The following is a 23,282-nucleotide window of genomic DNA, read 5'->3' on the forward strand; positions in this document are numbered from 1 at the left end:
ATAGGGTGCTAACTATCGCGCCAATACCACAATGTTTGGCATATCATGCCAATCTCTTCGCCAAGGGTGACGCACCATGCCAATCCGGCTGGACGAGACCGACAAGCGGATTCTGCGCGCCCTGCAGGAGAATGCGCGGCTGCCGAATACCGACCTTGCGAACGAAGTGGGTCTGTCGCCATCGCCCTGCCTGCGGCGGGTGAAGCTGCTGGAAGAAGCGGGCGTTATCGAACGCTATGTCACCGTGCTCGATCCGTCCAAGGTGGGCGCTGGACTCACGCTGTTTACCCGCGTGTGGCTGGTCGCACAGGACGCCGACACCATCGACCAGTTCATCCGTGCCATGCATCGACTGCCACAGGTGATGGAGTGCTACATCATGCTGGGCGAAAGCGATGCGCTGTTACGCGTAGCAGTGGCGGACCTCGACGATTACCGGCACTTCCAGTCAACCCATCTCACGCGCGCCAACGGCATCCAGAACGTCAAGACCGATATGCCCAGCCAAGTGGTCAAACGCACGTACGCATTGCCTTTGTAGAGTCCGCAGTCTTTCTCAATGCGTGGATGAAATCCGCGCTACGCTTGCTCTTTGCTTGGTCAGTCATCGAGGTGTTCCATGGAAGTCCGTGCGCCGGTTCCACCCTTCACCGCCGAAACCGCAGTACAGAAAGTAAGGCTGGCCGAGGACGGCTGGAACAGCCGCGATCCCGCCCGAGTGGTGCTGGCGTACTCGCCGGATACCTACTGGCGCAATCGAGCCGAGTTCGTCCACGGGCGTGACGAAGCGCAGGCCTTCCTTACGCGTAAGTGGAACCGTGAGTTGGACTACCGCCTGATCAAGGAACTGTGGACGTTCGCTGGCAACCGCATCGCGGTCCGTTTCGCCTATGAATGGCACGACGACTCCGGCCAGTGGTACCGCAGCTATGGCAACGAGAACTGGCAGTTCGACGAACACGGGCTGATGACGCATCGCCACGCATCCATCAACGATCTGCGCATCACCGACGCAGAACGCAAATACCACTGGCCACTCGGGCGCCGTCCGGACGACCATCCGGGACTGAGCGAGCTGGGTTTCTGACCGCAGCGCCGCTGACGAGATCGGCCATCATCACCATGAGGAGCGGGGACATGAGCAAGCAGGAATCAGGTATCAACCTTGATGCCGTACCCAGCGGCGATGGCTGCGTGGAATGCCTGAAGAGTGGCGGCTGGTGGTTCCATCTACGCCGCTGTGCCGAATGCGGCCACGTCGGCTGTTGCGACAGCTCACCCCATCAGCACGCCAGCAAGCACTTTCATGCCACCGGTCACCCCGTGATCGCCAACTTCGAGCCGGACGACCGTTGGCTCTACGACTACCGCACGGGCGATGCGTTCTACGGCCCGGAGCTGCAGCCGCCCTTGTTCCATCCGCTGGATCAACCCACACCGGGGCCGAAGGGCAAAGTGCCGAAGAACTGGGAAGACCTGCTGAGTTGACGATTCAGCAGGATTCGCACGCCGTCATTTCGTCATCGCGCCGATCCATCGCCATCGACACGAACCACAGCAACAAGCCACCCAAGGCGAGACCGCTGCCTACCCAGCCGGGTGAGGTCCAGCCGTAGCCGTGCGCAATCGCCAGACCGCCAAGGAACGGGCCGAGTGCGTTTGCCGCGTTGAACGCGGAATGATTGAGCGAGGCGGCCAGGCCTTGCGCATCGCCGGCTACATCCATCAAGCGCGTCTGCAGCACCGTGCCCAGCGCGCCGCCCATACCGATCAGGAACACGATGGCACCCAGGGCCCACACGTTGCCGGCAGTGAACGGGAACACGGCCAGCGTCAGCATGCTCCACACCAGCAGACCACCCGCCGTGCGCATTAGCGCGCGATCGGCAAGCATCGGCACGATCAGGTTGCCCAGCGTCATGCCGATGCCGAACACACCCATCACCCAAGGCACCGCATCCAGCGACATATGCGTCACCTTGAGCAGGATGTCGGCGAGATAGGTGTACACCGCAAACAGACCGCCGAAACCGATGGCGCCAATACCTAGCGTCATCCATACCTGCGGGCGCTTCAGTGCGCCGAGTTCACGCAGCGGGCTCGCCTTGGCGTCGGCGGGCGTATTCGGCGCAAAGGTGTAGACCGCGATCATGGTGGCAACGCCAAGCAGGGCGACCAGCGCAAAGCTCCAACGCCAACCCACCGACTGGCCCAGCCAGCTCGCCAGTGGCACGCCGACGATGGTGGCGCAAGTAAGGCCCAGGAACATCTGGCCAACCGCGCGTGTGCGGCGGTTGGCGGGCACTAGCGAACTGGCTACCAACGCGGCCACACCGAAGTACGCGCCGTGCGGCAAGCCGCTGAGAAAACGAAACACCAGCATCCAGTGATAGCTGGGCGACAGGCCGGTGAGCCCATTGAACACCGTGAACATCGCCATCAGCATCAACAGCAGCCCGCGACGCGGCAAGCGCGCGCCGAGCACGGTGATCACGGGAGCACCCACCACCACACCGAGTGCATACGCACTGATCGCATGGCCGGCGGTCGGCGCATCGATGCCAAGTCCCTGCGCGAACAGCGGCAGCATGCTCATCGTGGCGAACTCGGTCGTGCCGATGGCGAAGCCACCTACGGCGAGCGCAAGGATGACGAGCCCAACGTGGGGAACGCGAATGGGCGGGGTGCCCGGATCAAGAGCGGGTGCGGAAGCGGACATAGGGAATGCTCGGGCCTTGGGGAGAGGCGCAGTGGTGCGTTGCAGCATGAGAAGCATAGCGCCATAAGGACGATGAGGCCAGCTAAGCGTTCATCACCGCGCCGATCAGCGAATCGCTAGAACTGCGCAAGCGATGCGCCCCACCGTCCGCGCACGCTGTGTCCTCCGGCGCGGCGCGGTGCGCCTCCCGTCCCATCCACGACCCATGGACCGAAAGGTGGAGGCGATATGCGTAAGCACGCATGGATAGGCTTGATGGCCGCGTTGTGGCTGTGCGCCGGCATGGCGTTGGCGACCACCGGTACCGCAAATCTGCTGAACCGGCAGATGCATCCCTGGCAACCGGCGTCGCCGGCCGAACAGATACCGCTGTGGCCGGAAGGCCTGAAGATAGCGCCGCCTTCCATGCCGGGCGAAGAAGACTTCGGCACCAGCACGCAACCGCTCGCCGGTTTGCCCGTTACCGTGATTGAGCACGTGTCGCGCCCGACCATGACCATCTATCCACCCAAAGGGAAAAACACCGGTGCGGCCGTGGTGGTGTTTCCCGGCGGTGGCTATCGCGTTCTCGCCATTGATCTGGAAGGCACCGAGATCTGCGACTGGCTCACTTCGCGCGGCATCACCTGCGTGCTGCTGAAATACCGCGTGCCTGGTTCCGGTCCGTATTACAACGAAGAGTGCAACTGCGCGAGGCAACCCACCGTGCCCATGGCACTGCAGGACGCGCAGCGAACCATCGCGTTGCTACGCGAGCGCGCGGCAAGCCTCGGTGTTGATCCGCGCAAGATCGGCGTGGTCGGTTTCTCCGCCGGTGGGCGCATGGTGGCTGACGTCAGCAACCACACCAAGCTTAGCTACAAGCCTATCGATGACGCGGACACGCAAAGCGTGCGGCCCGATTTCGCCATGGCGCTTTATCCCGGACACTTGTGGAAAGGCCCCGGCATCACGCTCAGGCAGGACGTGAAGATCGACCCGCATGGACCGCCCACGCTCATCATCCAAGCTGGCGACGACCCGGTGGATGACGTGCGCGAATCAGTGACGTACTACGTCGCGCTACAGCAGGCGGGCGTGCCCGTGGAAATGCACTTGTACGCGCACGGCGGTCACGCCTTCGGGGTCCGCAGCACGTCCAACCCGATCACGCAGTGGCCAGCGCTGGCCGAGGCCTGGATGAGCAAGCTAGGCGTCCTTGCCGCGCCAGTGCACTAAAACCATCACGGCTTTGCCCTGCGCCGGGTACAGCGCAGGGCATCACCAGACGAAGGGAAGAAACCGTTTCACCTTCGACGCGTACTGCCGATAGTCGGGGAACGCCTCGGCAAGCGCCTGCTCCTCGACCCGGATGCGAAAGAAAAACGCGGGCAAGGTAACGACGGACAACAAGACAAGCGCAATCACATTGCCAAGCGCCAGCCCCAGGCCGACAAATGCCAACCAGCCGCCGAAATAACCGGGATGGCGCACGAAGCGATAAGGGCCTGCGATCACCAACCGATGATCGCTCTGCACCGCTACGTTCGCCGAGAAAAACTTCCGCAGCGTCCACATGCCCGCCCACCGGATGCAGAACCCACTGACCATAACCACCACGCCTACGATCTTGGTCAGTGGCGCAAAGGGCGCGTTGCCCACGTTGAGAAAGTAGAGCGCAATGGACAGCCACGGAAGAACCATGTTGCTGGTGGCCAGAATGATCAGTGACCGGTGATCCACATTCGCGCCGCTTCGATCACGAGCAGGGCGGAGGATCAGCCCTTCCGAAAAGAACCAGAGGGCGAAAAGCGCTATGGCAACAGACTCGACCTTCATGGCATTCCCCATGTTTCGGGTACTACATCGTGGCCCGGCCGAAGCCCGGAAGGCCCAGCCCCTTGATCGCTGGCGCATGATAGCGCCAGTGGGGGCGTTGGCATCGGTGGACTCGTTGCGAAGCACATTGCATCGCATCTTTTAACAAATATATTCTGCCGTCGTGGCCAACGGGAGTGGACATGCTGCGTCTATGCTGCATTGGAGTAGGTCTTTTGCTGGCGAGTCAGGCGTGGGCTGACGGTTGCCAATTGAAGGATTACGGCACGTTGCCCGTGCAAATGGTGGGGAACCGGGCCACGACCACCGTGAAGATCAACGGGAAAGACACTCGTTTCATCATCGATACCGGCGCCTTCTTCAACATCATGTCGAAAGCCAACGCGGAATCGCTTGGGCTTCCTTTGCAACCCGCACCTTTTGGTTATCGCGTCAGCGGCATCGGTGGGTCCGCGGATATCCAGCAAGCGCACGTCAAGGAGTTCGGCATACTTGATACGACGCTCAAGAACGTCGATTTCATCGTCGGTGGTACCGATGCCGGTGACGGGTTGCTTGGCGCCAATCTGCTCGATATTGCGGATATGGAGATCGATCTTGCGCACGGCAAGATTACGTTGTTCAAGGTGGAGGGTTGCGGGAACGCCTTGCTCGCGTATTGGGTGAAGGATGGCAAGTACAACGTCGCCGATCTCGTTCCGTCAGATAACCAGTACGACAGGCGCACCTTTGTCAGTGTGACCATCAACGGCAAGAAAGTGAGGGCCGTACTCGATTCGGGCGCCATGGCCACCGTGCTGAGTCGTGACGCCGCCGAGCGGGCCGGCATTGATTTGAATGGGCCGGATGCGAAGGCGGGGAGCAGGAGTATCGGCGTTGGTTCCAAGCCGGTGAAGACGTGGACCGTGAAGGTGGACTCGTTCACCGTCGGCTCGGAAACCATCCAGCACAGCCAGATGCAGGTGATCGACGGAAGGATGGGTGGCGACACCGACATGCTGCTTGGTGTGGACTTTCTGCTTGCCCACCATATGTTCATTGCCAACAGCAAGAAGAAGGTCTATTTCACCTACAACGGTGGGCGTGTATTTACATTCGCCGCGGCCGCCGAAGATGGCGACACTTCCAACGCAGGCACGACCGCAGGCTCAACAGGTGCGGCCACCAAGAACGCGAGCGATTACGCGTTATCGGGCCAGGCGCATCTGTCGCGCGGTGAGTTCAATGCCGCGATAACCGACCTGGACGAGGCGATCCGCCTGGCGCCGGATCAAGCGGCCTACTATGTCGCCCGTGCGAGGGCACATCAGGCGAGCAAGCAGCCAGACGCCGCGCTTTCCGATCTGGACAAGGCGTTGAGTCTGGATCCAAAGAACGCCGATACATTAGTGCAGCGTGCGCGGCTTCGGATCACGCGGAAGGATCGCGCAGGCGCCACAGCCGATGCGATGGCGGCCAGCGAGTTGGCGCCTGCAGGCTCTACGCTGGCGCGCGGGGTTGCCGGTCTCTACATCGAGCTCGACCAGCCTGCCGCCGCATTGCCATTGCTTGACGATTGGATTCGCCTGCACAAGGACGATGCCATGCTCGGCACCGCCCTCAATGAGCGCTGCTGGGCGCGAAGCCTGAGCAATCAGGTGCTCGATGATGCGCTGAAGGATTGCCGCAAGGCCATAAAGCGTGACGGCGAAAATCCGGCCTATCTCGACAGTCTCGGCTTGGTCGAGTTGCGACTTGGTCAGTATCCCGAGTCGATCAAGGCATACGAGAAGGCGGTCGCCCAACACCCTGATTCCGCTTGGTCGCGCTATGGCCTTGGCCTGGCAAAGATCCGCAGTGGCCAGATGGAAGCAGGCCGCGCCGATCTCGCTGCAGCGCATACGCTCGATGCAGAGATTGAGGCACGCGCAGCCAAGTATGGTTTGACTGCCGCAAGTCCGTAGGGCCGACACGACGTATGTTGGCGGCATAGTCAGACCGTTGGATTCAGAAGGTATCCAGGCCGATCCGTATGCGATCGTCAAATCGGGTGACGCAAGACGCCATCCAGGGCCACTAGTCAGCGGCGTTTTCCTCGGCGACAAGTCGATCGAGATTGGTGTTGAGGCGCTTCAGCAAATCGACAAGCTGTTCGATCTCGTGCTTGCTGAATCCGCTGAAGGCATCCTTGTTGCCGCTATCCAGCGCCTCTCGGACCTTCGGGACCTTGGATAAGGCGCGCCGGGTCAAAGAGACCAAGCTGCTCCGGCCATCCTGCGGATCGGGCTGGCGCTGGATCAATCCATCACGCTCCATGCGCGAAAGCATCTGTGCCATGGAGGGCTGCTCAATCTTCGCCAACGTTGCGAGCTGCTTCTGGGACATCGCCCCACCATCGCGCAGCATATAGAGCACCGGCATCTGGCCGATGGCGAAGCCGAGTGGCTTGATCTGACGATCGCCAAGCCGGGCAAAGCTGCGCGACGCCATGTTGATGAGTGGAGCGGGATTGCCGAACAGGCTCCAATCCATAGCGCTTGACATATGAATAGCTACCTATATTGTTATATAGGTTCCAATGTATATCCTCAGGCAGGTATTGTCGATGACTGATCAGCTGCGTATTGCCATTGTCGGCGGGGGCCCGGGTGGTCTTGCCCTTGCTCGCATACTCGCCTTGGGCGGTATGGCGTCCACCGTGTTCGAACGTGAAACTCATGCCAAGGTTCGACCGCAGGGTGGCACGCTCGACCTGCATGCCGATTCCGGTCAGTTGGCCCTGCGTCGCGCCGGTCTTGAGCGCGAGTTTCTAGCCATTGCTCGCTACGAGGATCAGGGAAGCCGCCTATGCGACAAGGCTGGCCACATCCTGTTGGCCGATGACGATGCGAGCGCGGGTGATCGTCCAGAGGTGGATCGCACGGCGCTGAGAGACATGCTGCTCGCCTCTCTCCCGTCGAACACCGTGCGGTGGGATCACGCGGTCACGCAGGTACAGCCGAACACCGACGGAACCTATGACATCATTTTTGCGCACGGCAGCAGCGAGACGTTCGATCTGGTGGTGGGTGCGGACGGCACTTGGTCGATGGTGCGTCCACTGGTGTCGCGTTATGAGCCTCAGTACTCGGGCCTGACCTTTATCGAGTTCGGCCTTGATGACGTGGATTCCCGGCATCCCGAGCTTTCGTTGCTAGTGGGTCGCGGAAAGCTCGGCGCCGAGGGTAATGATGGGCGTGCGCTCATCATTCAACGCAACGGTCATGCCCATCTCCGGGGATACGCTATCTTTCGCGTGCCTTCGGACTGGGCTGCGAAGCACTTCGACTTCTCTTCACCAGCAACGGCGCGGGCGCGCCTTGTTGCCGAGTTCGATGGCTGGGCCAATCCACTACTCGACCTGATTCGTGCGAGTAACGACGTGATGGTCCCGCGGCAGATCTACGCGTTGCCCGTGGGCCACCACTGGGCGCATCGCGCAGGAGTGACGCTCTTGGGCGATGCCGCGCACGTGATGTCGCCTTTCGGCGGCGAAGGCGTAAATGCCGCATTGCTCGATGCCGCCGAACTGGGGCGGCACTTGATCGACCATCGTGATTGGAGGTCCGCCGTCAGGGACTATGAGAGCGAGATGTTCTCTCGCGTCGTAGAAGCAGCCAGGGCCTCTGCCGAAGCCGCCGCCACCGAGCTTTCGCACATCTCGCTTAGCCTGAGTCTTGAGGTGATGAAAGAGCACATGCACGGGCGCTGATCCGCGCGCCGGTTCTAGGGCTCGTGGCGCTGTATCTTTTCCAGTATGCGGCGGAGATGCGCGAGGTCAGTGTCGGATAGCTGCTGGACGGCGGCGGGCGCATCGTCGCGCACCGTGCGGTGCATCAGTTCGATGAGTTTCCGGCCCGCGGGAGTGAGCGACACCAGCTTCGCTCGTCGATTGTCCGGATGCGGTTGCCGCTGGACCAGACCACGATCCTCCAGATCATTCACCGCGACCGTGGTGGCTGGTGCGTCGCTGCTGGTCATGTCGGCCAACTGTTTCAAGGTCACCGGCGCGTCGATCAGCCGCCGCAGTACGCGCACCCGGCTGAAGGGCAGCCCGGTGACTTCGCTCACCTGACGGCGCCACTCGCCACGCGTTTCCCACACTAGGCTTACGAGCATCTGCCAGAGGTGGTCGGCTTCACTCCCGCTGGTGGGGTGTCGGCTCATGCCGGCGCTCCCGCGGGTGCTTCTTCCATCAGATGCGCCGCATGACGGGTCGTGTCGCGCGCCCACCCCGTGTTGGACAACCATGCCAACAGCACGATGGTGGCGCCACCGCCGGTCATCAGCCACCAGAACGGGTGCGATGCCTCCGCGAATCCGTCATGCATATGCGAGCCAAGGATGGTGCCCGCGAGAGCGACACCCAGCGAGGCGCCGACCTGCCTGCTGGTCGAGGCCACCGCTGCGGCGAGGCCAGCCTGCGCCTTGGGCATGCCGGACACGGCTGTGTTGGTGATCGGCGCGTTCACCATGCCGAAGCCAATCCCGAAGATCACATAGGTCAACAACAACCAGGGTAGCGACGTCGTAGCGGTGAGCTGCGTCATCATCACCGCGCTGATGATGGTCGCCACACCGGCGGCCAGCAGCGATGGCCGCGTGCCATAGGTACCGACCAGCCGCCCGGAGAGTGGCGAGCAAAGAATCGTCGCCGCTGCGAGCGGCAACGTGCACAACCCGGTTTGGAAGGCCGACAGGCCGCGTACGCCCTGCAGGTACAAGGTGTTGAGGAACAGAAAGCCGGAGAAGGCCGAGAAGCTACAAACGGCGATCACCGTGGCGCTGCTGAAAGGCGCACTGCGAAAGAACCGAACATCGATCAACGGATCGTGACGCCGGGGCTCATAGACAAGCAGCGTGATCAGCGCAAACACGGCGATGGCGAACAGGCCGATGATGGTGGTCGAGCCCCATCCCGCGTGGGGGCCTTCGATAACCGCATAGGTCACCGTAGCCAGGATGGCGAACACCAGCAGCTGTCCGATGGGATCCACGCGCCGCGGCTTCGGCGCTCTGGATTCAGGAATGTAGCGTGCGGCCAGCAGCATCGCTGCGGCACCCACGGGCAGATTGACCCAGAAGATCGAACGCCAGCCAACGCTTTCGGTCAGCGCACCGCCGATCACCGGGCCCAACGCCATCGACACGCCGGCGACCGCGCCCCAGATGCCGATAGCGCGGGCACGCGCCTTTGGCTCATAGAACGTATTGGCGATGATCGACATGGCGACCGGATTGAGCATGGTCGCGCCCAACGCCTGCACCACGCGGAATGCGGCCAGCCCATAAATATTCGGTGCAAGGCTGCATAGCAGCGAGCCCAGCATGAATAGCGCCATGCCTGACTGAAACACGCGGCGTCGCCCGAAGCGGTCGGCCATCGAACCCGCCAGCATCAGCAGGCTTGCCACCACCATGGTGTAGGCATCGATCACCCATTGCAGCCCGGATATCGACGCCCCCAGATCCCGCCGGATCGCGGGCAGGGCGACATTCACGATGGTGGCGTCCATCGCCACCATCAGCAGGCTCAGGCAGCAGATGCCCAGGATGAGGTTCGGATGGGTTGTTGCCCGCCCATCGGAGCTGATAGTTGTGTTCATACAACTATTGTGGATTCACAATAATGCCGCGTCAATAGGCCGCCCGGAACGGGATCAACCGTCTGACGGGGCCCGCTCCGGCGCCGCCTTGCCGAACCATCGCGACGCGGCGCTGGCCGCTTCATCCGGATCAGGCGTGGCCTCGGTGGCCCAGGCCACCAGGCCATCAGGCCGTACGAGCAGGGCGCTCAGGCCCATGGTGTCCACGGCGTCACTGGCGACATAGATAACGCGATCATCCCAGCGGTTCGCTAGCCTCTGAAGCGGCGCATCGGCGTTGAAGTCCAGAAGCACGGCTTTTCCCGATCGGAGCCGCTCGCTGAGTTTTGTTCCGTCAACCAGTTCGAGATCGGGGGCACTGCATCCCACCAGCGGATGGCCATCGCCGAGATCGTGGCGGAGACCAACACCCCATACGCGTCTGGCGAAGTACGTCGCGCCGTCGGGCGTGTCGATGAGGTCACGGATGATGGCCTCCAACGCACGCGTACTTCGGCTCGGCCGCATAAGCGCGACTTGTGCGCGTGACCAATCCAGAACTTGCGCGCCGATCGGCATGCGTTCACTTGCATAGGTGTCGAGCAAGCCATCTGGCGCATCGCCACGGAGCGTGGCAGCGAGTTTCCATCCCAGGTTCATGGCGTCGCCAAGCCCGAGGTTGAGTCCCTGGCCGCCCAGGGGCGAGTGGACGTGCGCGGCGTCGCCAGCGAGCAGCACCCGGCCGCGGCGATACGATGTCGCCTGGTAGGCGCGATCGGTCCAGGTAGCCGCAAGTCGAAGAGTAGCCACGGTGACGTCGGTGCCAGAGACTCGACGCAGTACGGTTTGCACATGATCGAGTGTGATCGGCTGGGTGCGATGAAAAGCGCCCCCGTCGAAGTCGACCATGCCAATCGTTCCGGGTCGCGCGTAGGTGTACATGCCCGTTGGTGTGTAATGGCGGCCCGGCTGGAGTTTGTCCGGCTCAGCCAGCTCGACGTCGATGGAGTACCCGGTGAACTCGGGCTCGGTACCGGCGAACTCGAAGCCACCCGCCTTGCGTACGGTGCTGCGCCCGCCATCGCACCCGACGAGCCAGCGCGCGTGAAAGGTCTCTCCAGCCGTGCGAATGATCACGACATCGTCCGATGAATCGACACCTTCGACACCCGTGCCGCGCCTGATATCGACACCCGTCGACGCTGCGCGAGCGGCCAGGACAGATTCGAGGGACTCCAGATCGACGGCCATGTTGGAACCGGCCGGACCCGGTCGGTGATACGGCCACGTCGAGGTGTCGATCTTGTCGTGGTAGAACTGGATGCCGGCAAAGTGTCCGCCTGGACGGCGGGGCTGGTTCATCCAATGCGCTGCCGCTGCGTTGTTTGCACCGGAGCCTGCGTTCGACGACTGCAGCGCGGCGATGTCGTCCAGCAGGCCACGACGATAGAGGGATTCGATCGTGGGCACCGTAAGGCCGCGCATGCCGAAAGGCAGGCGCTTCAAGGGTGAACGCAGATCGTGGGCTTGCTCCAACACCAACACGGAGAGACCCGCAAGGCGCAGTTCACAAGCGAGAAACAAGCCGACAGGACCCGCGCCGGCAATAGCGACGTCGTAAATCAAGGCAGTCTCCTTAAGACAGCATCGGGCCTTCGGGGATGATCGGTGGCCACGGCATAAATCTTACATTCAGTATAATATTTGCATATGAACACCAGCAAGCCAGATCAGCCTGGGCTCCGTGACCGCAAGAAGGCAGCAACGCGCCAGGCGATTTCCGACGTCGCCACGCGCCTGTTTGTCGAACACGGTTTCGACAATGTGTCGGTCGATGACATAGCGCGCGAAGCGGACGTCGCGCGGAAGACCGTGTTCAACTACTTCGCGCGCAAGGAGGACCTGATCTTTGACCGCGAGGAAGAAACGCGTGCCTTGGTACGCGCGGCGGTTGTTGGTCGCGGCAAGCAGTTACCCGTTCACGCATTCCAGGCGTTGATGCGCGGACTGCTGGAAGGGCGGCATCCACTGTTGCGGATCTCGAAACGCACGGACCAGTTCTGGCGTACCGTCGCCGAGAGCACGGCGCTGACCACGCGCGCGCGCGAGCTTCAGGTGACGCTCGCGGATGATCTCGCCGTCATGCTGAGCGATGCCGTGGGCAAGCCACACGTGGACCCCGACGCACGCCTCGCCGCAGCCATGTTGATGGACACCATGGTGATTGCGTACGGCGAAGCACTTCGCGCCTTTCGCGGAAAGCAAAAGCCCGAAGCGGCGTTCGGGGGAGTAATGGAGCGTGGCTTTGTCGGCGTCAACGCGGCTTTCGCCGGGACACCCTATGCCTGATACCCATGGTTGATCGGCAGATCAGCACGCGGGGCACAGATCAACGAACGTGCTAAATGGTGGAGTGCGAGTTGCCCACGCACTCCACCGGTTGCTCACCTAGGGAAACAAACGTCGCAACGTCCTGTGTTACGACTTCTGTCCGAAGTGATAGTCGAGTTCGATCCACCACTGCCGCCCGTAGATGTCGTACGTGCTGGACGGATAGTTGGGCCATCCGCCTGTCCGGTCGACAGGGAATCGATTGGCGATGTTGTTAACGATCAAGGACACCGAGGTCTGCTTGTTCACCTGGTAGCCGACGCTCGTATTGAACAGCGTGTAAGGCGTCCGGTACGCCGTTTGGTCGAGCTGCGGAATACGGCCATAGCGGATGCCGTTGATCGTTGCCGACCAGGCGTTGAGTCGCCAGCTCAGTGTTCCATCGATCTTGCTTCGCCATTCGTTCTGGTAGGCGATGCTCAGGTCGTCCTGCACAGCGTCCCCAGTGAACTGCTCGTACTTGTGATCAAAGACCGTGGTGTAGTTCAGCTTGAAATCGAAGCGACCAAAGCGCTCACCCCATCGGATATCCGCGGTCGCGTCCAGGCCGCTGGTGTGTTCGTTGGCGGCATTGATGGGATTAATGTCGACCGACGTTACATAGTTGGGGTTCACCAGTGCATTGGGCGCATTTCTATGCACGCGGGTGATGGCATCACGGCACAGAGCGGATTGCGGATCGACAGTCGTGCCAGCCAGCGTCTTTCCTTCCAGGCAGTCGGCATCCGTCCGTAAAAGCTGGTCGACACTGAGATCGGTGACTTCGTTGGTGATGGCGATGTGGTAGTAGTCGACCGAAAGATCGAGGTTCTGCGTGGGCGACCAGACTAGCCCATAGGTGAAGGAGCGCGCCTCCTCCGGTTTCAGATTGCGGTTGCCGCTCTGGGTATAGTTGATGTCAAAGACCTGATCGCAACTACCGTACGGCTGGCCACCCTGGCGGCACAGATAGTAGTCGGTCATACCCGGTTGATAGCCGAGCGTCTGGTTGGAGAAGATGTAGTTCATGTCCGGGGCGCGGAAGCTGGTCGCGTAGCTTCCGCGTACCAGCAGGCCATCGATCGGACGGTACTCCAGGCCGAGGTTGTAGGTCGGCTTGCCGATCGCATTGCCCGCAAAATGGAAGCGGTCATAGCGAGCGGCGCCGGACACAGTCAGCGATTTCAGTACGGGCGCATTGAACTCAACGCCAACGGCTTGGTTGCGACGCGTTCCCTGCGAGCCATCGGCACTCGACGTCCCCCAGAAATACCCCTCGTCAATGCGAGGATCGGGATTATTTCGATAGCCCTGATCCCCTAGCTCAGCCAACGCGGCGACATTGAAATCGCCATTGGGCAACTCAAACAGCGGGCCATTCACGACCAGGCTGGCGGATTGTGTCCACGACGTATTCTTGCTCGTGCTGGACGCGGCGATGGATGAGTAGTCCTGCGCGGATAGCGGGCTATAGAGCTTCGACAGGTTCGGCGCATAGACCGGGAATGGCGTACCGCTGACATTCTGCGTACCGATCTGCGAGCCAAGGAAGAACGAATCCACATTGCTCAGCAGGCGATACCTGGTCTGGTCGCTGCTGTAATGGGACGTCGTAAAGTTCGCGTCGTACTGCCAGCGGCTATCACCAAAGCTTCCCTTGGCGCCGAGCGAGGCCGTCCACGACCGCTCCAGGTAGACGTGATTGTAGGCACTGAGGCCAATGCCTTCATCCGGGGCAATCGTGCGCTGCAAGTTCTCCAGTTGGCCCGTGTTCGCATCCCAGAACGGACCAACAACCGTCGAGGTTCCCCACGAGGGCGGGCCGATCAGCGTGCTGGTGACTTTCGTGTCATCGGCAAGAAAGTCGCCATAGAGTGAGGTGTGATCGTTGAGCGCGTAGTGAAGCGAAGCAAAGGCCGATGCCTGCCGCTTTCCGGCGCCGATCGTGCCGTCGTTGTAGTAGCGATCACTTCCGCAATAGGTGCCGGGCCGATTGGGGTCGTTGCTGGTGGCGAGACCCACACTTCCGCCCATCAGGCCGGATAGCCCCGAACATGCACCGCGTGGTGGAGTGATATAGCCCCCGGAGATGGGGTCGCGAATCGAAGCCACCGAAGGAACCGATGTGGTGGGATCAAGTGCGCCACGCGTATACGAAGCACTCAGGTTCCGGTCGCCAAACGTTAGCGGCTGCACATGATTGAGCTCCAGGCCGACGAGGCCGCTCAACTTCCCATCATTGATGCCCTGGGTCAGCTGAAGACGTTGGTTTGCGCCGCCGCCGCCTTGGGTTCCGCCCGTGCGAACGTTGATATCGGTGCCGTCATAGTGCTGCTTGAGGATGATGTTGACGACGCCAGCGATGGCATCGGAGCCGTAAATGGCAGAGGCACCCGCATCCGTGATCTCAATCCGCTCGATGAACTCTGAGGGGATATTGGCGAGATTGACTGCGTTCACTTCGCCGTTGTACGCGACGGGATACTCCGCGAGGCGATGACCATTGACCAGCACCAATGTGTGGTTCGGTCCCAGGCCGCGAAGGCTGACGAAGCTGCCAGCCGGCGTGAACGTACTGCCGAAGTCCTGCCCGGTGGTGATGCCCGTGTTCTGCGTAGCCTGAGAAATGGCATCGAACGCATTCCGATAGCCCTTGGCGTCAATGTCGGCGGCCGTAATCACAGTGACCGGCGATGGTCCTTCCAAGTCCGAGCGCGGAATACGTGAGCCGGTAACGACCACTTGATCGAGTTGTTTGACCGACTTCTTATCGTTGTTCGTATCCGTCGGCGCTACCGACTGGTCTTGCGCGCTAGCGGGGATATCACCCGTGGATGGCGAGCTCGTCTGCGCCCATGCAGAGGCAGAAAGCGTGATACCAACGGCGATGGCTATCGCGCGTCGATGGAGTCGCTTCACCGTCGGCGCAGGTGTTGGGGCTGGTCGTGGCATGGTGTGGCTGATCCCTGGTGTGACACGTCAGTCCAGCACCGTCCTGGCGCCAGATGAAGTGTTCTTAGTGAGGTGTGACCGCTGCTGGGGAGGGTCAGTGGACTGGTACGGCTGTGCGTGCCTTCAACAAGACCGGGCGGCAGCGATGCCGCAGTAACAGAGGTGGTCTTGGAATTCGTTGACGTGCATAACTTGATGACTCATCCGGGAGTGGTCGCCGTTGGGCGAGTGGACGTCCATACGTCTATTCTTCGTGAGTTACATGGCATGTCAACCAATATTGGCGATGTGAACAGCCGCCGACCGACGGCGGGACGGTCTCGCGGGGATGCGTCGGCGTCACCCTTGCCGATCGTTAAAAGAGGCGCTTGCGCTGTTTTTTGCCGACGTTGACCGCGATATCGCAGAAAACGATGGTCGTATTCGCGGGGCGATGAAGGGTGGGCTTATGCCAAGACTCGCCTAAGCTTATGAGAAATAACCATGATGGATTGGCCCTCGCGTCAGCGTCGTTTCATAGCGATCGGGTTTCCCTGCGGAAGTCGGCGGGCGATGTTTGCAGTGATTCGTATGCCGTCAGTCATGTGTCCATCGACACAGGTTCCAGGGCGACGCGTTCTATAAGCTGCCGCACGGTCGAGCCGCATCAGGTCAATCAAGCGTGTGCTTGCTGTTCGCAAGGTGCACGCAAGGGATGGCCGCCATCGGTTGCGGAACGCCGGTTCCCGGAAGACGTGAATCCACATACCGGAACGAGTCACGCGCCCAGAGACCCCCGGGCGCGCTCGCACCGGATACGCGTTGAACCTCCTGCCAGGCACACCTACATGCCCAACGACGTCCCGTTCTCCCGTATCGCCATGCCAGCCCGCAAGACACTGTCATGGGCGGTGCTGGCGCTTGCATGCCTTCACGGTAGCGCCATCGCTAGCGATGCCCCATTGACGCCACAGGCAGGAAGCCATTGGCAGAAGCTGCCGACCGAGCCATACAAGGGAAAGCAGGACGACATTTACTTCGTGAATAAGGACGTCGGCTTTTACGTCAACGGCAAAGGCAACATTTGGCGAAGCACCGACGGCGGCCGTAGCTGGCAGAACGTCCTCAAGCAGCCGGGCACCTACTTCCGCGCCATCGGCATGGTCGATGCGCAGCACGGATTCGCCGGAAACATCGGTACGGGCTACTACCCGGGCGTCACGGATAGCACGCCGCTCTACGAGACTACCGATGGCGGCGAGCACTGGCACGCCGTGACCAACATACCCGGGCCCGCCATGCAGGGTGTCTGCGGCATCGACATTCTCCATCCCGATGGCGCAGCGCAAAGCGACTCGTCCACAGTCATTCATGCGGCGGGACGCGTGATGGGCCCGGCCCGGTTGCTCAGCTCGCTGGACGGTGGAAAAACCTGGACCAACACCGATATGACGCCCTGGATCGCCATGATCGTGGACGTCAAATTTTTCGACAGCAAGAACGGCGTGATCTACGGCGGCTCGGACGCGGACCTGGCCAAGTCACACGCCGTGATCATCACCACGCATGATGGTGGTGCCCATTGGACGCGCGTCTACGAATCGAAGCGGCAGTCCGAACTGATCTGGAAAGGGTCCTTCGCGACGCGGCGCATAGGCTACGCCACCATCCAGAACTACGACACGGATGTAAAAGCGACCCAACGCTGGCTGGCAAAAACCACCGACGGCGGCAAGACATGGAAAGAACTGCCCTTGGTGGACGACAAGGAAGTCACCGAGTTCGGCGTGGGCTTCGCCAATGCTGATCTTGGCTGGGTAGGTACCACTAAGGGCGGCTTCGAGACGACGGACGGTGGCGCACACTGGGCGCACGTGGACATGGGGCGCGTGATCAACAAGTTCCGCATTCTTCCTGATGGCCAGCACTTCACCGCCTATGCCATTGGCTCAGACGTCTACAAGTACACCAGCGAAGCGCTGCCGGCCGTCCCCGAGGCGGCGGCGACCGTCAAGGTCGACAAGCCGTAAGGAAGTATCGTCCTTGCATGGCTATGTGTTGCGTCCTGACAAGGCCGGCTTATTGCCAGCCTTGTTAGTGGATAGGGGTATACGACCACGCTAGCGGCTGGTCGCGTGCTCCGGTGTGCACGTCGACTCATCAAACCAGAATCGCTTGGCGTCGTGGTCGTAGACCAATCGGTAGTCTTGCATGATGTCCAGGCCGAAGATCATGGCCGGCCCGTTACCTATGCCAAATGTGTTGAACACAGGCAGATCCATCACGCGGGCCTGTACGTTGGATGCTTCGATGCCGGCGAAACCCACGGTTCCAATCGGCCCCTTGCGGGACGGCATCCCTTTGGAATTCGCGCCGTAGATTGTTTCGCTGTCGTGGAACGTCGACGAGGCGGGGTCCAGGCCTGCAGCGCGAACGAACAGGCTGTTGATCCGCGTGTCGCGAGAACCCGTATCAAGTACGGCAACGCCGTGTACGCCATGAACCGTGACATCAAAAGTTAGCTGCGTACCGTTCTTGACCACACCTGCTTGCAGCATGCGAGCCTTGGGCGAAAGCAAGGTCGCCATGTCCACGGGCTTGGGCCAGATATGCACCTGGCTGCATGGGAAATCGAAAACGGCGACGCTCCCATCCATCAAATCATTGCCAACAACGCCTACTTGGCGTTCGACATCGTGGCGGTCGGGGTAGCTGTCCACCGTGACATTCACCAGCGCGCGCCCGTCGACCTCGATGCGTTTCAGCGCGTATGTCGGGATGTTTGCCGAGCCGGTCATCCCGTCGATGACCTCCGACGGGCCTGGCGTCAGATGTTGTTGTTTGGCAAACCAGGCGTACACACCGGAGATATCGGCGCCCGTATCCAGAATAACGGGGTAAGGTCCCTTCCCATCGATAAAAGCGGGCACGAGCAAGTGTCCATTGCCGCCCGGTGTCAGCGGCACGGCGGCAAAGGCAGTCAAGGAAAGCAGCGAGCAACACGCTGCCGTCACCAAGATACGGTGCATATCATTCTCCACAGGGGCGGATGAACTAGGGGGATGGCGCGTGGATTCGGCTACGCGGACTCGTCTTCGTCAGGTTGAAACTCGAGCAGATCTCCCGGCTGGCAGGAGAGATAACGACAGATGGCCTCTAGCGTCGCGAAGCGGATGCCTTTGACCTTTCCCGATTTCAGCAAGGACAGATTGGCTTCGGTGATACCCACGGCGCTCGCCAATTCGTTGGAGCGAATTTTTCGCTTGGCCAGCATCACATCGAGACGCACGACGATGGCCATCAAATGAAACCTTCGCGCTCGCGATCGATGTCGCAACCAAAGGAAACGACGTAGCTCAGTGCGAAAAGGACGATGCCGGCCACCAGTGCGTCGATCTGCCGGATCTCAAACTTGAAAGCCACCGCGCTCATGCCGGCCGCGTACAAAGTGGCGTGAGTGAGCAATGGAGCAACAGCGTAGGCGAGCAACGCCCAGGCCATGCCTCGGACATGCCCGGCGTTTCGTTCGGTGAAGACAAGCCCTTTGCCATACATGCGAAACAAGCTGAAAAAATGCCAGAGCGCTACCAGCCCTGGGGCAAGCCGGATCGCCAACAGCACCGCCGCCAGGCAAGATTGCCAGACCGCGAAATGAGTGATCGGCACGAACGTGGTCGGCAATGCTTCTTTCATCCAAGGGTTGAGCACAAAGGAAAACCCGCCCTTGGTCAGGCCCGCCAGATCACCCATGCGAAGCGTGACCACTGCTATGGCTGCGATATCGATCAGCAGAATGAGTACCAGGCAAACAGCCGCCGCGCCGGCAATGAACTTGCCGCGCTGGATAAGCCGAGCATCGGGTCGAATGCCTGTAGTGGCATCCACGGGTTCTGCGCCACGGGATCGCACCGGACTTTGAGTCATGGTTCTTGCTCGGCTGGCACCACTATGGCGCAGAAATAAATTATCGTAAAACAATAATTTCAGCAAGGGTGCCATTGGGGGTGCCTGCCAAGGCGTGGGCGGTGCATCATTAACCGAGCGCCACAAGGGGGCCTCCGCTTTCGATCCACAGCGGATGCGATGACCCCACTGGGCAATGCGTGGTTTTAGCGAGGACAGGTCCATGACCGTAAAAGCCATACGTGGAATAGCCGCCGCCGTCGTGTTGCTGGCGGCGGGCGCACAAGCCTCTCGGGCGGAAGAAGCGGTGCCGGCCGCACTGCAGCCGCCCAACGGCTACACCGCTGCCTTCTCGGCAAAGGCCGCCGGAGTTCAGATCTATACGAGCACAGCCGCGGCTGGTTCGGCACCGACATGGACCTTCGAGGCGCCGCTGGCTGAGCTGAGCGCGCGCGATGAAGTGATCCATCACTATGCCGGCCCTTCATGGGAGGCCGCTGATGGCAGCAAGGTCACGCGCGATACGTCCGCGCCGGTGATGACCGTGCCTGCGAAACAAGCCGGTGCCGATATATCGTGGCTACTCATCAAGGTCGCCGCCGATCCCGCTCCGGGCGTCTTGAGCAAGGTCGTTTACGTTCAACGTATCTCAACGAGTGGCGGTATCGCGCCCGCGAAGCCACCGACTCGGGCAGGCACCAAAGTGGGTGTTCCCTATACGGCAACCTATGTGTTCTACGTAAAGTCGAACTGAGGTTTCGCCAAAGCTCGTCCGGTTACCGGATCGGCGGCATTTGGCGTGTGCCACCGTGCTGTTTCGTCCGCGCATTGACACTGGTCGAGCGCGAAGATATCTCGCGATCAGTGGCAAGGAGTCATTCGCTCAGGACCATTGCCTCGCAGCTTCATCGTGTGCCATTTGTGCGTTCGCCATGCAGTTTCCGTCACTTCCATAAGGGAGCAGTGGTGAGCCGACTACCAGCCACGGGGACCGCCTACCTCTGCAGCTCCAGATCCGGCAGCTTCCACGCCTTGTCGAAAAACGCTTTTTCAGGGCCATAGAGCCTGAATAGCAGTTCGAAACGACCGTGGGGGCTGGTTGGCATCCAGTTCACTTCCTGCCCGGCAGGCGCCTTGGGGCCAAAGACAATGTCTACGCTGCCATCAGGGTTCTTCTTCAGCCCCGGTGTGTTCGATCCACGACTCGACCATGAAGTGTCGCGTATCAATGCGTGCGTCTCGGCGTCGTAGGCGGTAGCCGACCAATAGAGCTTCACCGGCGGATTGGCGGGCACGTGAAGTCGATACGTCCTGTTGCCGTCGAGCGCGTTGCCTTGGCTGTCGCGCGTCACCATCAGATAGAACTGCCCCGCGCCGAGTTGCTTGGCGGAGAAATAGCCAAGCGAGTACATCACCGCGCGATTGTCCACCGGGTAGCTATTCGTGTCGGGAAAGTTGTCGGACATGCCCTTGATGGTTTCCGCTGTGACAGGTAACGCCCAGTGGGCACCGTCATAAAAGGGCGACTTGGCTAGCGCTTCGTCAGTCCACAGACGGATCAATGCATGAGCTTCCTTGGCGCCTCTTTCCACTGCCGCCTTGTTGGCCTCTTCCAGATGCACGGGCTGTCCTTTCACGATGCCAAGGCTGCCAAGCGTGTCGATCATGACGCGGTCGCGTTCCAGCCAAGGCTCGGCCTGCACAAAACGATTCAATGCGTCGAAGTAATGGCCATCGTAGGGAATGGTGGCGTCATATGGCTTGTCGTATGCATCGACGAAGCGTGTCTCGGAAGCGCCATTCGCGTCCGTGGAAAGGGGGTATAGCTTGATGCGTCGACCGTAAGCCACCGCATCGGCAATGTCCTTGTCCCCACCGCTCTTCAGGTTCGACCTTAGAAGGGCAAATCCACGGAAAGTGCTCGAACGTACCGCGATATATCCCTCGGGAACCGTGTGCTTGTAATTCGGCGGGAGTATCAGATATCTACCGCCCTTACCTTTGTCTGTGCCGGCTGGCCCGACATCCGCGATGGCGTTTTGCCAGCCGTCGTCGATGCTGCCGGTGATGGAGCCATCGTTGCTGGCAGCGGGAACGTCGAGAACGACCGGCCCATTCGTGGTGTCGTAGAACGGGGTGAAATAGATGGTCTCGGGGTTCGGTGTCAGTGTCTGGTTTCTCCAGTTCACCGGTCGTGACCAGTAGATGACCTGATTAGGCGCACCACCCATGGCGATGAATGCGTCCAGCATCAATTGGAAATTGACGGCCGGCATTCCCCACACAACCGCCTCGACAGCGCGTCGCTCGACGCTTCGCTGTTGTAGGTCTTCCTGCGATGGCGATGTGGCCGGACTGGCCGAAGCAGTGTGGGCATAGGAAGCTGGCATGCCACACACAAGCGTCACTGCCAGAACAGTGGCCAACAGGGTCGGTTTCATGGACGTCTCCAATACCGGTACATTCCGCAAGGCCGGGCCAGGCGCCTCACACTCTGGTATCACATCACAGCCGTTGAAGAAGATGCTTCGGTGGAACTACGGCGTCGGAGCCAGTAAATCTACGCAATAATTGCAGCCTGTCGGGAAGAGTGGTGATGTCCGCTTTCGACCGCCGTTTCAACCGGTCAACGCAACACTTTGGCCAAATCGCATTGCCACACATTTCAACGTCTTACGCCCATCCCCGTGGCCCGTCTAACGATCCTGGCCTGCAATAAGTCGAATCGCACCTTGAATTGAGGCACCTTCCGTCTGCTGGCCTTCGAGCCATTGAACTGGGCTCCGTATCCAATCGCAACGGGCCTTCTCCTGTCACCGTGTCGAGGTGTTGCGTTGACCGATTGAGCCCGCAACCCATAGCGTACATTTCACAACGAGTCGATATTTCCGCCCACATCGCCATCCGGAGCCGCTAAGGCATGATTCCTCACCTGTCCGCGTTGATCGAGATGAACCTCCGGGGTGAGATGCCCATGGAAGAAATAGTTGCTCATGTAGTGAAAAGCATCGCTTTGGAAGGGGGTGAAGGTGATTTTGAAACGCTCTCTTTGGAACTTAAGAAAGAGGTTCTAGAGAAATTGGCGCGGTATCAGAAGTCAGGTGATTGGTTCCTGGTCTCAAACACCGGCATGGAAAACTATGGTCCTTATGCCGAAGCGTTCTTGAGAAAAATTCGACGATAGCAAGCGTCCGCTTTCGACCCATAGCGGACATTTCTATCGGGTGTGCGATTCACAGATCCCATTGATTGCAAGGAGCTTGGACGTGTCTCAGGACGATCAGAACCCATTAATGCGTCGCGCATACGTCGTTCGTGCTTCCAGCCACTTGCTGGTACACCTTGCAAAGCATGATGAAGCAGACCTTGCAGAATCGCTTTCACTCCCCTCTGTCGTAATGACAGAACCCCTCCAGTACGAAGGTAAGCTAGAAGGCCATCGATCGCTGATTCTCAGTAAATGCAAGAGCGGCTTCATCGCCGAACTCTCCGAGCAGATTGGCGACCGGTTCACCAGCTTATTCGGTGATCTACCGGCGATTGCCGTATTTGATGCTTGGTGGCTGGCAGAAGAGGCCGATACCGTCGAAATCGCAACAGATTGGTAAGCGGCCTAATGTCCGCTATCGACCCGAAGCGGACTCAAATATAGGAGAGAATCGCCATGACGGGAGTAGGCGGTACTGAATCGCCCCGGGATTGGTGGAGGCTCCAACTCTTGAGAAGATGGAGCCATGAAGAAGTCAAACAAGTTCTCACCTGAGATCCGTGAGCGCGCTGTGCGCATGGTGCAAGAGCATCGCGGAGAGTATCCGTCGCTGTGGGCGGCGGTCGAATCGATTGCCCCGAAGATTGGCTGCGTGCCGCAGACGTTGCTGGAATGGATCAAGCGTGAAGAGGTCGATACCGGCGTACGTCCTGGCGTGACCAGCAGCGAG

At 60.5% G+C, this 23,282-nt stretch carries 22 protein-coding genes and 1 pseudogene; 12 read left to right on the forward strand and 11 right to left on the reverse strand.

Features of this window, described 5'->3' with window-relative positions; translation table 11 throughout:
- The first annotated feature begins 76 nt into the window (after nucleotides 1-76).
- The 3 genes from DyAD56_RS10960 (at nucleotide 77) to DyAD56_RS10970 (ending at nucleotide 1,488) form a co-directional block, all read left to right on the forward strand.
- Nucleotides 77-541: an Lrp/AsnC family transcriptional regulator gene (locus DyAD56_RS10960; protein ID WP_199178945.1), complete on the forward strand. Its 465-nt coding sequence runs from the start codon at nucleotides 77-79 to the stop codon at nucleotides 539-541.
- Between the two features lie 78 nt (nucleotides 542-619).
- A complete protein-coding gene (locus tag DyAD56_RS10965; RefSeq protein WP_102302807.1) occupies nucleotides 620-1,087 on the forward strand; it encodes a nuclear transport factor 2 family protein in 468 nt (155 codons plus the stop codon).
- A 50-nt stretch (nucleotides 1,088-1,137) separates the two neighbouring features.
- Complete coding sequence (locus DyAD56_RS10970; protein WP_102302808.1) at nucleotides 1,138-1,488, forward strand: UBP-type zinc finger domain-containing protein; 351 nt, start codon at nucleotides 1,138-1,140, stop codon at nucleotides 1,486-1,488.
- Nucleotides 1,489-1,492: 4 nt separating this feature from the next.
- On the opposite strand, the gene DyAD56_RS10975 is transcribed toward DyAD56_RS10970, so the two are convergent.
- Nucleotides 1,493-2,719 carry an MFS transporter gene (locus DyAD56_RS10975; protein ID WP_199178946.1) on the reverse strand — a complete coding sequence of 409 codons (1,227 nt, stop codon included), beginning with the start codon at nucleotides 2,717-2,719 and terminating at the stop codon, nucleotides 1,493-1,495.
- A 228-nt stretch (nucleotides 2,720-2,947) separates the two neighbouring features.
- On the opposite strand from DyAD56_RS10975, the gene DyAD56_RS10980 reads away from it, so the two are divergent.
- Nucleotides 2,948-3,937 carry an alpha/beta hydrolase gene (locus tag DyAD56_RS10980; RefSeq protein WP_102302809.1) on the forward strand — a complete coding sequence of 330 codons (990 nt, stop codon included), beginning with the start codon at nucleotides 2,948-2,950 and terminating at the stop codon, nucleotides 3,935-3,937.
- A gap of 42 nt (nucleotides 3,938-3,979) precedes the next feature.
- On the opposite strand, the gene DyAD56_RS10985 is transcribed toward DyAD56_RS10980, so the two are convergent.
- The gene (locus DyAD56_RS10985; RefSeq protein WP_158241313.1) at nucleotides 3,980-4,537 is read right to left on the reverse strand and encodes an isoprenylcysteine carboxylmethyltransferase family protein; all 558 of its coding nucleotides are present in this window, start codon (nucleotides 4,535-4,537) and stop codon (nucleotides 3,980-3,982) included.
- A gap of 182 nt (nucleotides 4,538-4,719) precedes the next feature.
- Here DyAD56_RS10985 and DyAD56_RS10990 point away from each other — a divergent pair, with 182 nt between their 5' ends.
- Entirely contained in the window at nucleotides 4,720-6,480 is a 1,761-nt protein-coding gene (locus DyAD56_RS10990) for an aspartyl protease family protein (protein WP_102302811.1), read from the forward strand.
- Nucleotides 6,481-6,592: 112 nt separating this feature from the next.
- Here DyAD56_RS10990 and DyAD56_RS10995 read toward each other — a convergent pair whose 3' ends face one another.
- A complete protein-coding gene (locus DyAD56_RS10995; RefSeq protein ID WP_199178947.1) occupies nucleotides 6,593-7,060 on the reverse strand; it encodes a MarR family transcriptional regulator in 468 nt (155 codons plus the stop codon).
- 61 nt (nucleotides 7,061-7,121) lie between these two features.
- Between DyAD56_RS10995 and DyAD56_RS11000 the strand changes: the two genes are divergently transcribed.
- The gene (locus DyAD56_RS11000) at nucleotides 7,122-8,267 is read left to right on the forward strand and encodes an NAD(P)/FAD-dependent oxidoreductase (RefSeq protein WP_102302812.1); all 1,146 of its coding nucleotides are present in this window, start codon (nucleotides 7,122-7,124) and stop codon (nucleotides 8,265-8,267) included.
- Nucleotides 8,268-8,281: 14 nt separating this feature from the next.
- Here the strand turns inward: DyAD56_RS11000 and DyAD56_RS11005 are convergent, their stop codons facing one another.
- The 3 genes from DyAD56_RS11005 to DyAD56_RS11015 are packed head-to-tail and all read right to left on the reverse strand — an operon-like array spanning nucleotide 8,282 to nucleotide 11,766.
- Nucleotides 8,282-8,722, reverse strand: a complete 441-nt coding sequence (locus DyAD56_RS11005; protein ID WP_102302813.1) for a MarR family transcriptional regulator — start codon at nucleotides 8,720-8,722, stop codon at nucleotides 8,282-8,284.
- Nucleotides 8,719-10,161 carry an MFS transporter gene (locus DyAD56_RS11010; protein WP_102302814.1) on the reverse strand — a complete coding sequence of 481 codons (1,443 nt, stop codon included), beginning with the start codon at nucleotides 10,159-10,161 and terminating at the stop codon, nucleotides 8,719-8,721. The genes DyAD56_RS11005 and DyAD56_RS11010 overlap by 4 nt, the downstream gene beginning before the upstream one ends.
- Before the next feature lie 54 nt (nucleotides 10,162-10,215).
- Entirely contained in the window at nucleotides 10,216-11,766 is a 1,551-nt protein-coding gene (locus tag DyAD56_RS11015) for an FAD-dependent monooxygenase (RefSeq protein ID WP_102302815.1), read from the reverse strand.
- An 84-nt stretch (nucleotides 11,767-11,850) separates the two neighbouring features.
- Here DyAD56_RS11015 and DyAD56_RS11020 point away from each other — a divergent pair, with 84 nt between their 5' ends.
- The gene (locus tag DyAD56_RS11020; protein WP_102302816.1) at nucleotides 11,851-12,489 is read left to right on the forward strand and encodes a TetR/AcrR family transcriptional regulator; all 639 of its coding nucleotides are present in this window, start codon (nucleotides 11,851-11,853) and stop codon (nucleotides 12,487-12,489) included.
- A gap of 129 nt (nucleotides 12,490-12,618) precedes the next feature.
- On the opposite strand, the gene DyAD56_RS11025 is transcribed toward DyAD56_RS11020, so the two are convergent.
- Nucleotides 12,619-15,462 (reverse strand): TonB-dependent receptor, encoded by a 2,844-nt coding sequence (locus tag DyAD56_RS11025; protein ID WP_102302817.1) that lies wholly within the window; start codon nucleotides 15,460-15,462, stop codon nucleotides 12,619-12,621.
- Nucleotides 15,463-16,289: 827 nt separating this feature from the next.
- Here DyAD56_RS11025 and DyAD56_RS11030 point away from each other — a divergent pair.
- Complete coding sequence (locus tag DyAD56_RS11030; protein ID WP_102302818.1) at nucleotides 16,290-17,471, forward strand: hypothetical protein; 1,182 nt, start codon at nucleotides 16,290-16,292, stop codon at nucleotides 17,469-17,471.
- Nucleotides 17,472-17,561: 90 nt separating this feature from the next.
- Here DyAD56_RS11030 and DyAD56_RS11035 read toward each other — a convergent pair whose 3' ends face one another.
- The 3 genes from DyAD56_RS11035 to DyAD56_RS11045 all read right to left on the reverse strand — a co-directional run bounded on the left by DyAD56_RS11035 (nucleotide 17,562) and on the right by DyAD56_RS11045 (nucleotide 19,440).
- Nucleotides 17,562-18,455, reverse strand: coding sequence for a pepsin/retropepsin-like aspartic protease family protein (locus tag DyAD56_RS11035; RefSeq protein ID WP_233202380.1), 894 nt, complete (start codon nucleotides 18,453-18,455; stop codon nucleotides 17,562-17,564).
- A 65-nt stretch (nucleotides 18,456-18,520) separates the two neighbouring features.
- Complete coding sequence (locus DyAD56_RS11040) at nucleotides 18,521-18,742, reverse strand: helix-turn-helix transcriptional regulator (RefSeq protein WP_102302820.1); 222 nt, start codon at nucleotides 18,740-18,742, stop codon at nucleotides 18,521-18,523.
- Nucleotides 18,742-19,440, reverse strand: coding sequence for a DUF2975 domain-containing protein (locus DyAD56_RS11045; RefSeq protein ID WP_146010485.1), 699 nt, complete (start codon nucleotides 19,438-19,440; stop codon nucleotides 18,742-18,744). The genes DyAD56_RS11040 and DyAD56_RS11045 overlap by 1 nt, the downstream gene beginning before the upstream one ends.
- A 127-nt stretch (nucleotides 19,441-19,567) precedes the next feature.
- Between DyAD56_RS11045 and DyAD56_RS11050 the strand changes: the two genes are divergently transcribed.
- A complete protein-coding gene (locus DyAD56_RS11050) occupies nucleotides 19,568-20,098 on the forward strand; it encodes a DUF3455 domain-containing protein (RefSeq protein WP_158241315.1) in 531 nt (176 codons plus the stop codon).
- Nucleotides 20,099-20,339: 241 nt separating this feature from the next.
- Here DyAD56_RS11050 and DyAD56_RS11055 read toward each other — a convergent pair whose 3' ends face one another.
- Complete coding sequence (locus DyAD56_RS11055) at nucleotides 20,340-21,785, reverse strand: DUF1254 domain-containing protein (protein WP_102302823.1); 1,446 nt, start codon at nucleotides 21,783-21,785, stop codon at nucleotides 20,340-20,342.
- 479 nt (nucleotides 21,786-22,264) lie between these two features.
- Here DyAD56_RS11055 and DyAD56_RS11060 point away from each other — a divergent pair, with 479 nt between their 5' ends.
- The 3 genes and pseudogenes from DyAD56_RS11060 to DyAD56_RS11070 all read left to right on the forward strand — a co-directional run.
- Nucleotides 22,265-22,528, forward strand: a complete 264-nt coding sequence (locus tag DyAD56_RS11060; protein ID WP_102302824.1) for a hypothetical protein — start codon at nucleotides 22,265-22,267, stop codon at nucleotides 22,526-22,528.
- Between the two features lie 82 nt (nucleotides 22,529-22,610).
- Nucleotides 22,611-22,952, forward strand: a complete 342-nt coding sequence (locus tag DyAD56_RS11065; RefSeq protein WP_102302825.1) for a hypothetical protein — start codon at nucleotides 22,611-22,613, stop codon at nucleotides 22,950-22,952.
- A 126-nt stretch (nucleotides 22,953-23,078) separates the two neighbouring features.
- Nucleotides 23,079-23,282 (forward strand): annotated as a pseudogene (locus DyAD56_RS11070) (IS3 family transposase); the annotation flags it as partial.

This window comes from Dyella sp. AD56, assembly GCF_002878475.1.
Taxonomy (GTDB): Bacteria; Pseudomonadota; Gammaproteobacteria; order Xanthomonadales; family Rhodanobacteraceae; genus Dyella.

Coding starts and splice junctions, on each gene's coding strand:
- DyAD56_RS11000 (WP_102302812.1), top strand. CDS start 7,122: ATGACTGATCAGCTGCGTATTGCCATTGTCGGCGGGGGCCCGGGTGGT.
- DyAD56_RS11060 (WP_102302824.1), top strand. CDS start 22,265: ATGATTCCTCACCTGTCCGCGTTGATCGAGATGAACCTCCGGGGTGAG.
- DyAD56_RS10995 (WP_199178947.1), bottom strand. CDS start 7,060: ATGTCAAGCGCTATGGATTGGAGCCTGTTCGGCAATCCCGCTCCACTC.
- DyAD56_RS11030 (WP_102302818.1), top strand. CDS start 16,290: ATGCCCAACGACGTCCCGTTCTCCCGTATCGCCATGCCAGCCCGCAAG.
- DyAD56_RS11040 (WP_102302820.1), bottom strand. CDS start 18,742: ATGGCCATCGTCGTGCGTCTCGATGTGATGCTGGCCAAGCGAAAAATT.
- DyAD56_RS10970 (WP_102302808.1), top strand. CDS start 1,138: ATGAGCAAGCAGGAATCAGGTATCAACCTTGATGCCGTACCCAGCGGC.
- DyAD56_RS11050 (WP_158241315.1), top strand. CDS start 19,568: ATGACCGTAAAAGCCATACGTGGAATAGCCGCCGCCGTCGTGTTGCTG.
- DyAD56_RS11005 (WP_102302813.1), bottom strand. CDS start 8,722: ATGAGCCGACACCCCACCAGCGGGAGTGAAGCCGACCACCTCTGGCAG.
- DyAD56_RS10960 (WP_199178945.1), top strand. CDS start 77: ATGCCAATCCGGCTGGACGAGACCGACAAGCGGATTCTGCGCGCCCTG.
- DyAD56_RS10990 (WP_102302811.1), top strand. CDS start 4,720: ATGCTGCGTCTATGCTGCATTGGAGTAGGTCTTTTGCTGGCGAGTCAG.
- DyAD56_RS10980 (WP_102302809.1), top strand. CDS start 2,948: ATGCGTAAGCACGCATGGATAGGCTTGATGGCCGCGTTGTGGCTGTGC.
- DyAD56_RS11025 (WP_102302817.1), bottom strand. CDS start 15,462: ATGCCACGACCAGCCCCAACACCTGCGCCGACGGTGAAGCGACTCCAT.
- DyAD56_RS10975 (WP_199178946.1), bottom strand. CDS start 2,719: ATGTCCGCTTCCGCACCCGCTCTTGATCCGGGCACCCCGCCCATTCGC.
- DyAD56_RS11020 (WP_102302816.1), top strand. CDS start 11,851: ATGAACACCAGCAAGCCAGATCAGCCTGGGCTCCGTGACCGCAAGAAG.
- DyAD56_RS10985 (WP_158241313.1), bottom strand. CDS start 4,537: ATGAAGGTCGAGTCTGTTGCCATAGCGCTTTTCGCCCTCTGGTTCTTT.
- DyAD56_RS11045 (WP_146010485.1), bottom strand. CDS start 19,440: ATGGCACCCTTGCTGAAATTATTGTTTTACGATAATTTATTTCTGCGC.
- DyAD56_RS11010 (WP_102302814.1), bottom strand. CDS start 10,161: ATGAACACAACTATCAGCTCCGATGGGCGGGCAACAACCCATCCGAAC.
- DyAD56_RS10965 (WP_102302807.1), top strand. CDS start 620: ATGGAAGTCCGTGCGCCGGTTCCACCCTTCACCGCCGAAACCGCAGTA.
- DyAD56_RS11055 (WP_102302823.1), bottom strand. CDS start 21,785: ATGAAACCGACCCTGTTGGCCACTGTTCTGGCAGTGACGCTTGTGTGT.